Below are 14,528 nucleotides of genomic sequence, written 5' to 3' on the forward strand. Positions count from 1 at the left end.
CGCGTATCCAACGCGCGCTGGCACTCCAGGATGAGTTCCCCTCCGACGAGCACGGAAGACCGTACCGGCGCGCCTCAATTGACTCCGGGAGGCCCTCGGTGAACGCCTGGAAATTCGGACCCCTGGCCTGGCTCAGCCTGGCCAGCTTCTCCACCGCAACGCTCGCGGGCGTCCTTGATGACGGCTGGTTCGGCGCCAGCAGCCCCGAGCAGCGCAGCCTGGCTCCCAGCCATCTGATCGAACAGACCGGCGGCCAGCGCCTCACGCCTGAACTCGACGCGCCGGCCGCGCGCCGTCTGCTGGACATCAATCACGCCGTGCAGATGGCGGTCAACCGTCACCCCTCCATCGCCGATGCCCTCGCCACCCTGGCGCAACAAGGCGATGGGATTGCTATGGCCCGTTCCGGCTATTACCCCCAGGTGAAAATGGGCCTGGGGCGTGGCGACACCACGCAGAACGGCACCAGCCAGACCGCTTCGCTGTCGGTCTCACAGCTGCTCTACGACTTCGGCAAGGTCGCCGGCAGCGTCGACGGCGCCCAGGCACAGTCGCGCCGGCAGCAAGCCCTGGTCCTCAAGCAGATCGACCTGATCTCCCGGCAGACCGCCGAAGCGACCATCGACCTGCATCGTTATCGCCTGCTGGGTCGCATCGCCGATGAGCAGGTGAGCGCGATGGAGCGTGTCTATGCCATGACCCAGGACCGCGCCGGTGCCGGTGTCACCAGCCGTTCCGACCCGATCCAGGCGCTGGCCCGGGTCGACGCCGCGCGTGCCAACCAGTTGCAGATCCGCTCGCAGTACCACCAGGCTCAGGAACGCCTGCGTACCCTTGTCGGGGGGGCAGTTTCCGGTGAGATCACCGCGCTCTCCGACGACCAGTCAGCCCGCGTCGACCTCGCCCGACGCCTGGATACCAGCCTGCTGCCCGACGTCCTGGCCGCCGAGGCCGAGCGCCAGGCCGCCGAGGCGCAATTGCGGGTGGCCAAGGCTGATCGCATGCCGACCGTGAGCATCGAAGCCGCCAGCACCAAGGCCCTGAGTGGTGACAACCCCAGCACCTACGAGCGACATGGCAGCGACAACAGCATCAGCCTCAACTTCACCTCCACCCTGTACCAGGGCGGTGGCCTGCGCGCCCAGGTCCGCGCCGCCACCAACGCCCTGGAAGCTGCGCGACAACGCATCGAGGATGCGCGCCTGTCGGCCAGCGACCAGATGCGCCATATGCGCGAGCAGATCATCGGCAACCGCGCGCGCCTGGGCGTGCTCGGCAGCCGCAAGCGTAACCTCGACGAGTCGCGCGAGCTGTACCGCGAGCAGTACAAGCTCGGCACCCGCTCGATCCTCGACCTGCTCAATACCGAGCAGGAGTACTACCAGGCACTCTCTGACGAGGAAATGGTGCGTCATGACCTCTGGCTGGGCCAGGTCGGCCTGATCGACGCCCAGGGCCTCAGCCGCGAGTTCTATGGCCTGAACTACACCAGCGTCCAGGGTATGGAGGTGCTGCCATGAGCCTGACCCCGCACTCCGCGCGCTGGCTGGACGCCATGCTCGCCGTCGCCCGCCACTATGGCATCGGTGTCTCCGAAGAGGGCGCGCGCGTGGCTCTGGCCTGGGAGCAGGGCGCTTCCGCGGATCTGATGCTGCTGCACATGGCCAAGAGCCTGGGACTCGCCCTGCGCTTCGGCAAACTCTCGCTCGAGCTGCTCGACGCCTGGCGTTTGCCGTTGGTTGCGGAGTTCGACGATGGCAGCGTCTGCGTCGTACAGACCATCGACGGCGAGGGTAACCTCGGCGTGCTGTTCAGTGGCGACAAGGGCCTGGAAACCCGTATCGGTGTAGAGGAGTTCCGCCAGCGCGTGCGTCGCGTGGCGATCCTGCGTCCGCAGGTGGCGGTGCCCGATGCGCGCGTCGACCAGTACATCCGTCCATACCGGCGCAACTGGTTCTGGAACATCGCCCTGCGCGACTGGAAGCGCTACGGCGATGTCATGCTCGCTTCGCTGGTGGCCAACGTCCTGGCCCTGGCCGGTGTGATCTTCTCCATGCAGGTCTACGACCGGGTGGTCCCGGCCAACTCCGAAGCGACCCTGTGGGTGCTGTTCGGCGGGGTGATGCTGGCGATCGTCTTCGAGTTCTGCCTGCGCGTCTCGCGCACGCATATCTCCGACACCGTCGGCAAACGTGCAGACCTGCGCATCTCCGATGTGGTCTTCGGCCGCGCGCTGCGACTGCGCAATTCGGCGCGTTCGCGTTCCACCGGCACGTTCATCTCGCAGTTGCGCGAGATCGACCAGGTGCGTGAGCTGTTCACCTCGACCACGGTCGGGGCATTGGCCGACCTGCCTTTCTTCCTGCTGTTCCTGGTGGTGCTGTGGATGGTCGGCGGCCCCCTGATGTTCGTCGCCCTGGGCGCGATTCCCTTGCTGGTCATCCCCGGCCTGCTGATCCAGAAGCCGCTGGAACGCCTGTCCAACGAGGGCATGCGCGAGTCCGCATTGCGCAACGCCATGCTGGTGGAGGCGGTGCAGGGTATCGAGGACATCAAGCTGCTGCGCGCGGAAGCGCGCTTCCAGAACCAGTGGAACAACGTCAACGACGTGTCCGCCGGCATCAGCATGCGCCAGCGCTTCCTCACCAGCCTGCTGATGAGCTGGACCCAGGAAGTCCAGGGCATTGTCTATGCCCTGGTGCTGGCCCTGGGCAGCTACCTGGTGATGCAGGGCGACATGACCACCGGTGCCCTGGTGGCCTCGTCGATCCTCGCCTCACGGATGATCTCGCCGCTGGCGCAGATGGCCTCGGTATTTTCCCGCTGGCAGTCGGCTAAGGTCGCCCGCAAGGGCCTGGACGAGCTCATGAGCCGCCCGGTGGATCAGCCCGAACGGGCCCGCCGGGTGCACCGCGCGGCGCTTAATGGCAATTACCAGCTCGACGGCGTGAGCTTCCGCTACGGCGACAACGACAAGCGCCCCGCGCTGGTGGTGCCGCAGCTGCAGATCCGCGCCGGTGAGAAGATCGCCATCCTCGGCCGCATCGGCTCCGGCAAGTCGACCCTGCTCAACCTGCTCTCGGGCATGCACAGCCCACAGGAAGGCCGCGTCTCGCTCGATGGCCTGGACCTGGCGATGATCGACACCGCCGACGTGCGCCGCGACATGGCGATGCTGCCGCAGAGCTCGCGGCTGTTCTACGGCACCATCCGGGAAAACATCCTGCTCGGCGCGCCGATGGCCAGTGACGCCATGATCACCCAGGCGCTCTCCCTGTCCGGCGCCCTGTCCTTCGTGCAGGCACTGCCCGATGGCCTCGATGAGGTAATCCTCGAGGGCGGCCAGGGCCTGTCCGGTGGCCAGCGCCAGACCCTGCTGCTGGCGCGCACGCTGATCCGCAATCCGTCCGTCGTGCTGCTCGACGAGCCGACCGCCAACTTCGATGAGATGACCGAACGTCAGGTGATCGACGCCATGGGGCCATGGATGGCGCCGCGCACGCTGGTGGTTGCCACCCACCGCATGCCGGTCCTGAAATGGGTCGACCGGATCATCCTCATCGACAACGGGCGTGTGGTGCTGGACGGTCCCAAAGACAAAGTTCTCAAGGAGCTGACCCAATGACCGACCTCAAGCTCCCGGTGGCCAAGGCGGATGTCCCGCCGGCCATCCCGCCGACCACTGTTTCCACAGCCCGCGCGCACCAGCGCGGGGCCCCGGCCGAGCCGCCGCTGCCGCGCTCGAGCCTGGTGGTGTGGTTGATCGCGGCCATGCTCGGTGCCTTTGCCGTATGGGCCAGCCTGTTCTCCCTGGATGAAGTCTCCACCGGCAGCGGCAAGGTGGTGCCGTCTTCCCGCGAACAGGTCATCCAGTCCCTGGAAGGTGGCATCCTGGTCTCGCTCAATGTTCACGAGGGCGATCTGGTCGAGGCCGGTCAGGTCCTCGCCCAGCTCGACCGTACCCGCAGCGAGTCGGCGGTGGAGGAGAGTGCCTCGCGCATGCGGGCTGCCAAGGCCGAGGCTGCGCGACTGTCTGCCGAGGTCAACGGGACGCCGCTGGCCTTCCCCGAAGACGTACAGACGTTCCCCGACCTGGTGAATAGCGAGACTGCGCTCTACCACTCGCGCAAGGACAGCCTGGCGAAGAACCTCGCGGGCATCAACGATGCGCTGGGACTGGTGCGCCGCGAGCTGGCCATGACTCAGCCGCTGGTGGCGCGCGGAGCTGCCAGTGACGTGGAAGTGCTGCGCCTCAAGCGCCAGGCCAACGAACTGCAGCGCAAGGCCACCGAGCTGCAGACGCAGTATGTGGTCAAGGCCCGCGAAGACCTGGCCAAGGCCAATGCCGAGATTGAGGCTCAGAGCTCGGTCACCCGCGGCCGCTCGGACGCCTTGCATCGCACCACCTTCACGTCGCCGGTACGCGGTATCGTCAAGGACATCGAGGTCTCCACGGTCGGCGGCGTCATTCCGCAGGACGGCAAGCTGATGGAAATCGTCCCGGTGGACGAAAAGCTTCTGGTCGAGGCGCACATTTCGCCGCGCGACGTCGCCTTCATCCGCCCCGGCCTGGACGCCACGGTGAAGATCACCGCCTATGACTACTCGATCTACGGCGGCCTGCACGGCAAGGTCACGACCATTTCGCCGGACACCATTCAGGACGAGGTCAAACGCGAGGTCTTCTACTACCGGGTGTTCATCCGCACGGACGTCGACCACCTGACCAACAAGGACGGCAAACGCTTCGGCATCGTGCCGGGGATGATCGCCACGGTCGATATCCATACTGGCAACAAGACGATCCTGGACTATCTGCTCAAGCCGCTTAACAAGGCCCGCGAGGCGCTGCGCGAGCGCTGAGCCCGGGGTGACAGGCGATGACCTGCGTCGATGGCTGCAAACCCCGCCTCCCCGGCGGGGTTTTTCTTTGCTGACTGTCATCAGAAAGTCAGCGCAGGGTACATACTCAAGGGGCATCGACGTCGGACACGTCGATTGCGGAAGCAGTTTCCGCCATTCGCTTGTCACAGTCAGCAGGAGCGCGCTGCGGGCCGGAGAATCCCCGCCGCGACGCACCCGGCAATGACGGCCGAATGGACGGCCGCATCGATCTATCGGAAGACCCCGCGCCCAGGCGCCCGGCTTCCATCGTCAAGGAATACAGCATGTCCCCAAGACCGGTAAACAATGCCTCGGTCAGCCCCAAGGGCAGCCTCGAAACCCTCTCCCAACGTGAGGTGCACCAGCTCAGCGAAGCGGGCTCGGGCAGTACCTACAAGCTTTTCCGCCAGTGTGCCCTGGCCATCCTCAACACCGGCACGCAGATCGACAACGCCAAGCACATCCTCGACGCCTACCGCGACTTCGAGCTGGAAATCCACCAGCAGGATCGCGGCGTGCGCCTGGAACTGTTCAACGCGCCGGCCGACGCCTTCGTCGATGGCGAGATGATCGCCAGCACCCGCGAGATGCTCTTCAGCGCCCTGCGCGACATCGTCTACACCCAGAATGCGCTGAACAGCCGGCGTTTCGGCCTGGACAGCTCGGCCGGCATCACCGACTACGTCTTCCACCTGCTGCGCAATGCCCGTGCGCTGCATGCCGGCGTGGAGCCGAAGATCGTCGTTTGCTGGGGCGGCCATTCGATCAGTACCAACGAGTACAAGTACACCAAGAAGGTCGGCCACGAGCTGGGCCTGCGCAGCCTCGACGTCTGCACCGGTTGCGGCCCCGGCGTGATGAAGGGGCCGATGAAGGGCGCCACCATCGGCCACGCCAAGCAGCGCATCACCGATGGCCGCTATATCGGCTTGACCGAGCCGGGAATCATCGCCGCCGAGGCGCCGAACCCCATCGTCAACGAACTGGTGATCCTGCCGGATATCGAGAAGCGCCTGGAGGCCTTCGTTCGCGTCGGCCACGGCATCATCGTGTTCCCCGGCGGTGTCGGCACGGCGGAGGAGTTCCTCTACCTGCTGGGCATTCTCATGCACCCGGAGAACCAGGACATGCCGTTCCCCCTGGTGCTCACCGGCCCGCGCAGCGCGGCGGCCTATATCGAGCAGCTGCATGCCTTCATCGGGGCGACTCTGGGGGAGGTGGCGCAGAAGCGCTATCGCATCATCATCGACGACCCGGCGGAAGTGGCGCGGGAAATGAGCGCGGGCCTCAAGCGGGTCAAGCAGTTCCGTCGCGAACGCAACGACGCCTACCACTTCAACTGGCTGCTGAAGATCGACGAGGGCTTCCAGCGTCCGTTCGAACCGACCCACGAGAACATGGCCGGCCTGGACCTGGGGCCCGACGTGCCGCCCCACGAGCTGGCGGCGAACCTGCGCCGGGCCTTCTCGGGCATCGTCGCGGGCAACGTGAAGGATCGCGGCATCCGTATGATCGAGGAGTTCGGCCCGTACGAGATCCACGGTGACGCGGCCATCATGGAGCCGCTCGATGCGCTGTTGCAGGCGTTCGTCGAGCAGCACCGGATGAAGCTGCCGGGCGGCGCAGCGTACGAGCCTTGTTACCGGGTGGTGCAGCGCTCCGGAGTGTCGGTGTGAACCTGTAGGAACGAAAAACAAAAAGCCCCGCCAGGATGCGGGGCTTTTTCATTCGGGCTTTACGTTCAGGAGAGGCTTACAGATCGAAATCGTAGTCGGACAGTTGGCGCTGCAGGCGACGCTCTTCCAGGTAGTTATCGATGATGCGGCGCTTGGTCAGGTTGGTCTTGGCGACCTCTGCCGTGGCTTCTGCGCCGTCATCGCTGTCGTCTGTGCTGACATCGTCCTCGAGTTCGAGGTCTTCTTTGTCGTTTGCCATTCGGTGCACTCCACAACACGGGGTGTGTTGGCGCCCCTTATAGCGACAAAGGAGTGGGCGGTAAAAAAGATTTTTTCAATCAGCCTGAAGGAATTTTCCCATAAAGCTCAATCGTCCGACGTCTTGTGCTTGTACTCGCACAGGTCCTCGATCCGGCAACTGCCACACTGCGGCTTGCGCGCCTTGCAGACGTAGCGTCCATGCAGGATCAGCCAGTGGTGCGCATCCAGCAGGTATTCCTTGGGCACGAACTTGAGCAGCTTGCGCTCCACCTCCAGCACATTGCGCCCTGGCGCGATGTTGGTGCGGTTGGATACGCGGAAGATATGGGTGTCCACCGCCATCGCCGGCTGTCGGAAAGCCGTGTTGAGGACCACGTTGGCAGTCTTGCGGCCCACGCCGGGCAAGGCTTCCAGGTCTTCACGGTTCTCCGGCACCTGGCCGCCGTGCTTCTCGATGAGGATGCGGCAGGTCTCGATGGTGTTCTTCGCCTTGCTGTTGTACAGGCCGATGGTCTTGATGTACTCCGACAGGCCCTCCACGCCCAGGGCGTAGATCGCTTCCGGGGTATTGGCCACCGGGTAGAGCTTGGCGGTGGCCTTGTTCACCCCCACGTCGGTGGCCTGGGCGGAGAGCAGCACCGCGATCAGCAGCTCGAAGGGCGAGCTGTAGGCCAGTTCGGTTTCGGGGTTGGGGTTGTCTTCCTTGAGTCGGCGGAAAATCTCCGCGCGCTTGGCGGCATTCATTCGATCACTCCGGTCACGCGGACGCGCTGGCGCTCGGTGGCGGGTACGTTGCCCGCCTGCGCCTTGGCGCGGTCCGCCAGGCTTTCATCAATACGGTTCTTGAGGGCGATCAGCAGGCCCAGCACCAGGAAGGCGCCGGGCGGCAGCACCGCCAGCAGCAGGCCCTGGTAACCGGGGACCTGTACTTTCCAGTCGGCGGCGGCCGGGCCGAACAGCAGCTCCATGCCGGCCAGCAGGGTGCCATGGCCGAGCAGTTCGCGCAGGGTGCCGATGATCAGCAGGACCAGGGCGAAGCCCAGCCCCATCATCAGCGCGTCGAAGGCCGAGCGTGCCAGGTTGTTCTGCGAGGCGAAGGTCTGCGCGCGGCCGAGGATCACGCAGTTGGTGGTAATCAGCGGTACGAAGATGCCCAGCACCTGGTACAGCTCGAAGCGCCAGGCCTGCATCAGCAGTTCGATGCAGGTGGTCAGGGTGGCGATGATCAGCAGGAAGGCAGGCAGGCGCACGGTCTCGCTCAGCGCGCTGCGGATCAGCGAGACGCTGACGCTGGAGCAGACCAGCACGAAGAGTGTCGCCAGCCCCAGGCCGAGGGCGTTGACCATGGAGCTGCTGGTGCCCAGCAACGGGCAGAGGCCGAGCAGTTGCACCAGGCCGGGGTTGTTCTTCCACAGCCCCTGCAGGGCGATTTCGCGGTAGCCGGGGTCATTCATGGTTTTCTCCCGAGGCGGGGGCGAGCAGCTCTGCTTTGTGCGCGTCGAAGTACTGCAGCGCCAGGTGCGTGGCCTTGACCACCGCGCGCGGGGTGACGGTGGCGCCGGCGAACTGGTCGAACTGGCCGCCGTCCTTCTTCACTTTCCAGCCATTGTCGCCCGGATCAGTCAGCGATCGACCGTCGAAGCCGTACAGCCAGCCGCTCTTGCCCAGTTCGATACGGTCGCCCTGGCCCGGTGTTTCATGGTGGGCCACGACCCGCACGCCGAGCAGGCGGCCCTGTGCAGTCACGCCGACCAGCAACTGGATCGAGCCGCCATAGCCATCCCGTGCCACGGGCTGGAGTACGACCGCCGTGGCCTGGCCCCGGAGCCGGGCGATGTAAGCGGGTGCCGGCTCGTCGCGGCCCAGCAGCTTGGGATCGAAAGCGCTGACTTCGGTTTCCAGCGGATGGTTGTCATAGCTGCCCCCGGGCAGCAGCTCCAGCAGCGTGCGGCCACGCGCTTCGCGCTGGGCGGTATCGATGCGCTGGGCGGTGAGCTGGTGAACGGTCGCCACCACGCCCGTGGCGATCAGCGCGACCAGTCCCAGTGCCAGGGCGCTCTTGAGCAGTTCGCGGTTCATTGCTCACCTGCCTTGAAACCCTGCTCGGGCTTCTTGTGCCCGTAGGTGCGCGGGCGAGTGAAGGCGTCGATGGTTGGCGCGGCGAGGTTCATCAGCAGCACGGCGAAGGCCAGGCCGTCCGGGTAGCCACCCCAGGCGCGGATCACGTAGGTGAGCACGCCGACGCCGATGCCGAACACCAATCGGCCACGGTTGCTGGTGGCGCCGGACACCGGGTCGGTGACGATGAAGAAAGCGCCGAGCATGGTCGCGCCGCTGAACAGGTGCAGCAGCGGCGAGCCGTGGGAGTCGGAGCCGGAGCCGTTCCAGAACAGCAGGCTCATGACGAACAGCCCGCCGAGCATGCCCACCGGCGCGTGCCAGGTGAACAGCTTGCGCCAGAGCAGGAACAGGCCGCCGGCGAGGAAGGCCAGGTTCACCAGCTCCACGCCGCGCCCGCCGACACTGCCGAAGGCCGGAGACTGCGCCAGCAGTTCCTCCATGGTCAGGCTGTGGTTGTTGCGCACCACGTCCAGCGCGGTGGCGCCAACCCAGGCGTCCGGCACCTGGCTGGTGAAGCCGAAGATCTGCCGCAACCCTTCGCCGAAGCCAAGCGCGCTGTCCGGCGCCGGCCATTGGCTCATCAGTTGCGGGAAGGACACCAGCACCGCGGCATAGCCGACCATGGCGGGGTTGAACGGGTTCTGCCCGAGGCCGCCGTACAGGTGCTTGCCGAAGATCAGCGCGAATACCACCGCGACGCCGCTCAACCACCAGGGCGCGTAGGGCGGCAAGGCCAGAGCGAGCAGCACGGCGGTGACCAGCGCGCTGCCGTCCTTGAGGAAGAATGCCAGCGGCCGATCGCGCAGCTTGAGCATCACGGCCTCGGTGGAGAGGGCGAGCAGGCCGCACCAGAGCAGGTTGAAGAGGGTACCCACGCCGTACAGGCCGATCAGCACCAGCGCGCCAGGCGCACAGGCGGCCAGCAGCGTCAGCATGACCCTCTGTGTACGGTTGCTGCCGGTGGCGTGGGGAGAACTGATGCGAGGAAGCTTCATGCAGGCGCCTCGCCATTGGCATCGGCGACGGCGCGTTCGGCCGCTTGCAGGCGTTCGCGGGCCGAGGCCAGGGCGTGGTCGCCGGCGCCTTCGCGCTCGAGCTTCTTCAGGTCGGCACGGGCGTAGGCCAGTTCGGTCTTGGCGGCGCGCAGGGCGGCTGTCACCGGGCGCTTGTCGGTACGCACGAGGTCCGGCGGCGCCTTGCCGCTGGCGTCTTCGGCGGCGTGCAGGGCGGCTTCCGCGGCAGCGAGGGTCAGGCGGATCGCGTCCAGTTCCTCGGCGGTGGCACCTTCGCGTTCAGCGGCGCGCAAGGCATCGCGCCGGCTGATGTAGGCCAGCTTGGCCTGGCGCAGGGCGAGTACGCCGTCGACGGGCTGGGCGGCTTGCGGATCGGTCGGCACAGCGGCCCCCTGCAATTGGTTGAGTTGGCGTTCGATGCGCTCGACGTCCGCACGCAAGGAGGCGAGGGTGGCGCGCTGCTCGTCCGTGGGGGATTCGCCGAAGGCCTTCTCGGACTTCTTCAACTGGGCGCGGGCCATGGCGGCGTCGATCTTCGCTTTCTTCAGCGCGGCTTCATCGGAGGCAGGCGCAGCGAATGGCGCCGGCGCGGCGTTGGTGCCCTCCGATTCGGCTGCCGCCAGTGCGGCCTTGGCCTCCTCGGCGGCGATGCGCAATTCGGCCACCTGGGCGCGCAGTTGGTCGGTGTCGTGGGTGGCCAATTGCTTCTCGGCTTTCTTCAGCGCCACCTGGGCCATGCTTGCTTCGATCTTCAGGCGCTTGAGTTGGTCGGGCGCATTGCCCACGGACTTCTCGGCCTTCACCCGTTCGATGACCGATTGCGCGGCGGGCGCGCTCGGCGATGCGATTTCGGGCTGTTCTTCCTGCACTCGCGCGGCGCGTTCCTGGCGGGCCAGGCGGTCGGCGGCGCGCCGATCTTCTTCGTTGCGCAGGCGCTCCTGGCGTTGTTCGAAGCGCAGGCGCGATTGCTCGGCCTTCAACTGCCGCTGTTCCAGTTCGCGGATCTCGGCCTTGGATGCGCGATAGTACTGCACCAGAGGAATGCTCGACGGGCACACGTAGGCACAGGCGCCGCACTCGATGCAGTCGAACAGATTGTGCGCCACGAGTCGCTCGTGATCCTCCGCGAAAAAATACAGCTGTTGCGGCAACAGGCTGGCCGGGCAGACCTGCGCACAATCGCCACAGCGGATGCATGGCAAGGCCGGCGCCGGCAATGGCAGCTCTTCGCGGGTGGCGGCCAGCAGGCAGTTGGCGGTCTTGAGCAGCGGCGCGTCGAGCGATGGCAGGCTGTCGCCCATCAGCGGGCCGCCGAGGATCAGCCGGTCAAGCTTGTCGAGATCGAGGCCGGCGAAATCCAGCAACTCGCCCACCGGCGTGCCGATCAGCGCTTCGACGTTGCACGGGCGCGTCAGCGCGGCGCCGGCCAGGGTGGTGATGCGCGAGATCAGCGGTTGCCCGCGCAGCACGGCGTCGGCCACGGCAACGGCGGTGGCGACGTTCACGCAGAGCATGCCGATGTCCGCCGGCAGGCCGCCGGAAGGGACTTCGCGGCCGGTGAGAACCTGGATCAGCTGGCGCTCGCCGCCCGAAGGGTAGCGGGTCGGGATCGCCTGCAGCCGGATGTTCCGCTCACCGATGGCGGCCTGCACGGCGGCGATGGCCTGGGGCTTGTCGTCCTCGATGCCGACCAGCACCTGTTGCGGCTGGAGGACGTGCATCAGCACCTCGATGCCTTCCACCAGTTCGACGGCGCGTTCGCGCATCAGCAGGTCGTCGGCGCTGATGTACGGCTCGCACTCAGCGCCGTTGATGATCAGGGTATGCAGGTCGTCCTGCGCGCGGGAGGCCAGCTTGGCGGCGGTGGGGAAGCCGGCGCCGCCGAGGCCGGCGATGCCCGACTGGCGGATGCGCTCCAGCACTTCGACGCCGGAGAGCGAGCTGTAGTCGGACAGGGGCACACGCGTGGCCCATTCCTCTGCGCCGTCGCTTTCAATGACGATGGCGGGCGCCGTCAGGCCGGAGGGGTGTGGGTAAGGCTGCTCGCTCACCTCGACCACGACACCGGAAGTCGGCGCATGCAGCGCGGCGCTGATAGTGCTGCCGGCCTCTGCGATCAGTTGGCCCTTGAGTACGCGCTGGCCGGCCTCGACGCAGGGGCGCGCGGGCTCGCCGATATGCTGTTGCAGGGGCAACACCAGCCGGCGTGGCAGTGGCGGATGCTGGATCGGCGTGGCGGTGGATTGCTGCTTGTTGGCTGGCAATCTCAGGCCGCCCGGGAAATTCCAGACCTGCATGTTCATGCCGCCTGCTCCCGGTCGCTGTGGATCAGTCGGCCCTGCGGCAGCGGCCACCTCCAGTCGGCGACGCCTGCCGGCAGGTCGCGCATCTCGATGCAGTCCACCGGGCAGGGTTCCAGGCACAGGTCGCAGCCGGTGCACTCGTCGACGATCACCGTGTGCATCAGCTTGGCGGCGCCGACGATGGCGTCCACCGGGCAGGCGCGGATGCACTTGGTGCAACCGATGCATTCGGCTTCGCGGATGTAGGCCACGCGCAGCGGCGTTTCTTCGGTGGCGTCCAGCGGCAGCGGTTCGACGCCCAGCAGGTCGGCCAGGGCGGCGATGGTCGCGGCGCCGCCGGGCGGGCACTTGTTGATCGCATCGCCGTCGGCGATGGCCTGGGCGTAAGGCTTGCAGCCGGCATAACCGCACTGGCCGCACTGGGTTTGCGGCAGCAGGTCATTGATCTGCACGGCGATCGATTCGTCAGCGACCTTCACCCGCGCCGACGCCAGGCGCAACGCCACGGCGCCGGCAAGGCAGAGCAGGATGATCAGCAGCGCCGCGATCATGGCTTGAGCAGCCCGCTGAAGCCCATGAACGCCAGGGACATCAGGCCCGCGGTGATCATGCCGATGGCCGCGCCCTTGAACGGCTTGGGCACGTCGGCGATGGCGATGCGCTCGCGCAGGGCGGCGAACAGTACCAGCACCAGGGTGAAGCCCAGCCCGGCGCCGAATCCCTGGAAGATGGACTGCAGAAAGCCGAATTCGGGCTTGCGGGCATTCAGCAGGGCCACGCCCAGCACGATGCAGTTGGTGGTGATCAGCGGCAGGAAGATGCCCAGCCCGCGGGCCAGCAGCGGGCTGGTCCTCTTCACCAGCAGCTCGGTGAACTGCACCACCAGGGCGATCACCAGGATGAAGGCGATGGTACGCAGGAATTCCAGATCCAGCGGTTGCAGCACGTAGCGCTGCAGGATGTAGCTGAAGGCCGAGGCGAGGGTGAGCACGAAGGTGGTCGCCAGGGCCAGCGCAAACGCCGCCTCGATCTTGCGCGACACGCCCATGAACGGGCAGATGCCGAGGAATTGCACCAGCACGAAATTGTTGACCAGGATGGCGCTGACCAGGATCAGGGCGAGTTCGGTCATGGCCGGGCACTCGCAGCCAGGCGCGAGGGGAGGCGGATCATGCTCGGAGACCGGTGGTCGGCGGGTTGATGGCGACGAGAGTGCATAGGTCGAATACAAGGTGCGAAGTCGGTAATTGTACCTCCCCGAAATCAGTTGCGGTGCCAGGGGTGGCGGGAGGAACATCAGCGGCTGCCGAACCTGATCGGTTCCCCTCACGGAAGTCGCGATGCGCAAAACTCTGTCCGGACGCCTCACTGCTCTCTGCCTGCTGTTCTCCAGTGGCCTGGCTTCGGCTGCCCCCTTTACCACGTCTGACCTGGTCAGTTGGCCGCGGATGAATGTCGCCGATTTCGCCTGCCTGCTGGAACAGCGCACCGGTCACGCCGACGCGCAGTTCAGTTGCGCCGCCAGCAGGAAGCTGAGCAACTGGGGTGACGCCTGCCATGACACCGACCTCAGCTACGCCGGCCCGCAGTTGCCCGAAGCCTTGGCGCGGCAACTGAACCCGCATGTCACGGCGGTGGACCTGGACTGGGAGTACGGCCGCCTGCAGTCGGTGAACGTCACCTTCGACAAGATCATGACCGTGGAGGAAGTCGCGGACATCTTCCCGGACGTGAACCTGGAAGACCCGACATCACGGGAAAACCTGAGCAACGCCTCGCTGCAGGACTGCGCCGAAGACGCCTCCTGCCTCTATCTGGAAGGTTTCGAGCACCTGGGCGGCGGCGATGTGGACTGCGAGGACGCTCAGTAGGTCATGCAGGCGGCGTTGAGCAGCCCCACGCACAGCGAGGCGCCGCCGAGGAACACGCCGTGGGCCAGGGTATTGTCGGCAATGCCGCCCTTGAGCTCCGGCACCACGCGCGACAGCCCGAGGAATACCAGCACCTGCACCAGCATGGCGATCGCGCCCCAGATCAGCATGTCGATGATGCTGACGCTGTGGGCGATGGCGCTTGCCAGCGGCAGGGCGAAGCCGAGCAAGGTGCCGACCAGCGCCACGGCGGCACTGAGGTTGCCCTGGCGGATCAGCTGGATTTCCGCGTAGGGCGTCAGGCGGATGTAGAGGCTGGTGAACAGGCCGAACAGGCCAATGGCCGCGGCAAAATACGCGAGAAAGTTGGGCAGGGTCTGCAGCAGGTTCATGGCAAAT

At 66.3% G+C, this 14,528-nt stretch carries 14 protein-coding genes; 5 read left to right on the forward strand and 9 right to left on the reverse strand.

The genetic code is table 11. From position 1 onward, the window contains the following. Positions 1-98 precede the first annotated feature (98 nt). The 4 genes from GJV37_RS17230 (at position 99) to ppnN (ending at position 6,560) form a co-directional block, all read left to right on the forward strand. Complete coding sequence (locus GJV37_RS17230) at positions 99-1,520, forward strand: TolC family outer membrane protein (RefSeq protein WP_193452782.1); 1,422 nt, start codon at positions 99-101, stop codon at positions 1,518-1,520. Continuing rightward, complete coding sequence (locus GJV37_RS17235; protein ID WP_024765248.1) at positions 1,517-3,625, forward strand: type I secretion system permease/ATPase; 2,109 nt, start codon at positions 1,517-1,519, stop codon at positions 3,623-3,625. Before GJV37_RS17230 ends, GJV37_RS17235 begins: the two co-directional genes overlap by 4 nt. Next, on the forward strand, positions 3,622-4,863 hold the full coding sequence (locus GJV37_RS17240) for an HlyD family type I secretion periplasmic adaptor subunit (RefSeq protein ID WP_024765247.1): 1,242 nt from the start codon (positions 3,622-3,624) through the stop codon (positions 4,861-4,863). The genes GJV37_RS17235 and GJV37_RS17240 overlap by 4 nt, the downstream gene beginning before the upstream one ends. A 305-nt stretch (positions 4,864-5,168) precedes the next feature. Further along, positions 5,169-6,560: a nucleotide 5'-monophosphate nucleosidase PpnN gene (ppnN, locus tag GJV37_RS17245; RefSeq protein ID WP_193452783.1), complete on the forward strand. Its 1,392-nt coding sequence runs from the start codon at positions 5,169-5,171 to the stop codon at positions 6,558-6,560. 76 nt (positions 6,561-6,636) lie between these two features. Here the strand turns inward: ppnN and GJV37_RS17250 are convergent, their stop codons facing one another. The 8 genes from GJV37_RS17250 to rsxA form a co-directional block, all read right to left on the reverse strand. Continuing rightward, on the reverse strand, positions 6,637-6,819 hold the full coding sequence (locus tag GJV37_RS17250; RefSeq protein ID WP_017521020.1) for a PA3496 family putative envelope integrity protein: 183 nt from the start codon (positions 6,817-6,819) through the stop codon (positions 6,637-6,639). Positions 6,820-6,926: 107 nt separating this feature from the next. Continuing rightward, the gene (gene nth, locus GJV37_RS17255) at positions 6,927-7,565 is read right to left on the reverse strand and encodes an endonuclease III (RefSeq protein WP_037016056.1); all 639 of its coding nucleotides are present in this window, start codon (positions 7,563-7,565) and stop codon (positions 6,927-6,929) included. Beyond that, on the reverse strand, positions 7,562-8,275 hold the full coding sequence (locus GJV37_RS17260) for an electron transport complex subunit E (RefSeq protein WP_193452784.1): 714 nt from the start codon (positions 8,273-8,275) through the stop codon (positions 7,562-7,564). Before GJV37_RS17260 ends, nth begins: the two co-directional genes overlap by 4 nt. Then, positions 8,268-8,900: an electron transport complex subunit RsxG gene (gene rsxG / locus GJV37_RS17265; RefSeq protein ID WP_193452785.1), complete on the reverse strand. Its 633-nt coding sequence runs from the start codon at positions 8,898-8,900 to the stop codon at positions 8,268-8,270. Before rsxG ends, GJV37_RS17260 begins: the two co-directional genes overlap by 8 nt. Next, on the reverse strand, positions 8,897-9,937 hold the full coding sequence (locus GJV37_RS17270) for an RnfABCDGE type electron transport complex subunit D (protein ID WP_193452786.1): 1,041 nt from the start codon (positions 9,935-9,937) through the stop codon (positions 8,897-8,899). The genes rsxG and GJV37_RS17270 overlap by 4 nt, the downstream gene beginning before the upstream one ends. Beyond that, entirely contained in the window at positions 9,934-12,258 is a 2,325-nt protein-coding gene (rsxC, locus tag GJV37_RS17275; RefSeq protein ID WP_193452787.1) for an electron transport complex subunit RsxC, read from the reverse strand. The genes GJV37_RS17270 and rsxC overlap by 4 nt, the downstream gene beginning before the upstream one ends. After that, positions 12,255-12,809 (reverse strand): electron transport complex subunit RsxB, encoded by a 555-nt coding sequence (rsxB, locus tag GJV37_RS17280; protein WP_169887242.1) that lies wholly within the window; start codon positions 12,807-12,809, stop codon positions 12,255-12,257. The genes rsxC and rsxB overlap by 4 nt, the downstream gene beginning before the upstream one ends. After that, on the reverse strand, positions 12,806-13,390 hold the full coding sequence (gene rsxA, locus GJV37_RS17285; protein ID WP_065084969.1) for an electron transport complex subunit RsxA: 585 nt from the start codon (positions 13,388-13,390) through the stop codon (positions 12,806-12,808). Before rsxA ends, rsxB begins: the two co-directional genes overlap by 4 nt. A 208-nt stretch (positions 13,391-13,598) precedes the next feature. Between rsxA and GJV37_RS17290 the strand changes: the two genes are divergently transcribed. Continuing rightward, positions 13,599-14,129: a hypothetical protein gene (locus tag GJV37_RS17290; protein ID WP_169887243.1), complete on the forward strand. Its 531-nt coding sequence runs from the start codon at positions 13,599-13,601 to the stop codon at positions 14,127-14,129. Here the strand turns inward: GJV37_RS17290 and GJV37_RS17295 are convergent. Further along, positions 14,123-14,521, reverse strand: a complete 399-nt coding sequence (locus tag GJV37_RS17295; RefSeq protein ID WP_024765238.1) for a DUF350 domain-containing protein — start codon at positions 14,519-14,521, stop codon at positions 14,123-14,125. The genes GJV37_RS17290 and GJV37_RS17295 overlap by 7 nt on opposite strands. Positions 14,522-14,528 lie beyond the last annotated feature (7 nt).

Origin of the sequence: Pseudomonas nitroreducens, from assembly GCF_010994165.1 — a bacterium.
In the GTDB taxonomy this organism is placed as follows: Bacteria; Pseudomonadota; Gammaproteobacteria; order Pseudomonadales; family Pseudomonadaceae; genus Pseudomonas; species Pseudomonas nitroreducens.

Bases quoted from the DNA above. Each gene is read 5' to 3' on its own strand.
- GJV37_RS17235 (WP_024765248.1), top strand. From the start codon at position 1,517: ATGAGCCTGACCCCGCACTCCGCGCGCTGGCTGGACGCCATGCTCGCC.
- GJV37_RS17240 (WP_024765247.1), top strand. From the start codon at position 3,622: ATGACCGACCTCAAGCTCCCGGTGGCCAAGGCGGATGTCCCGCCGGCC.
- ppnN (WP_193452783.1), top strand. From the start codon at position 5,169: ATGTCCCCAAGACCGGTAAACAATGCCTCGGTCAGCCCCAAGGGCAGC.
- GJV37_RS17250 (WP_017521020.1), bottom strand. From the start codon at position 6,819: ATGGCAAACGACAAAGAAGACCTCGAACTCGAGGACGATGTCAGCACA.
- nth (WP_037016056.1), bottom strand. From the start codon at position 7,565: ATGAATGCCGCCAAGCGCGCGGAGATTTTCCGCCGACTCAAGGAAGAC.
- GJV37_RS17260 (WP_193452784.1), bottom strand. From the start codon at position 8,275: ATGAATGACCCCGGCTACCGCGAAATCGCCCTGCAGGGGCTGTGGAAG.
- rsxG (WP_193452785.1), bottom strand. From the start codon at position 8,900: ATGAACCGCGAACTGCTCAAGAGCGCCCTGGCACTGGGACTGGTCGCG.
- GJV37_RS17270 (WP_193452786.1), bottom strand. From the start codon at position 9,937: ATGAAGCTTCCTCGCATCAGTTCTCCCCACGCCACCGGCAGCAACCGT.
- rsxC (WP_193452787.1), bottom strand. From the start codon at position 12,258: ATGAACATGCAGGTCTGGAATTTCCCGGGCGGCCTGAGATTGCCAGCC.
- rsxB (WP_169887242.1), bottom strand. From the start codon at position 12,809: ATGATCGCGGCGCTGCTGATCATCCTGCTCTGCCTTGCCGGCGCCGTG.
- rsxA (WP_065084969.1), bottom strand. From the start codon at position 13,390: ATGACCGAACTCGCCCTGATCCTGGTCAGCGCCATCCTGGTCAACAAT.
- GJV37_RS17290 (WP_169887243.1), top strand. From the start codon at position 13,599: ATGCGCAAAACTCTGTCCGGACGCCTCACTGCTCTCTGCCTGCTGTTC.
- GJV37_RS17295 (WP_024765238.1), bottom strand. From the start codon at position 14,521: ATGAACCTGCTGCAGACCCTGCCCAACTTTCTCGCGTATTTTGCCGCG.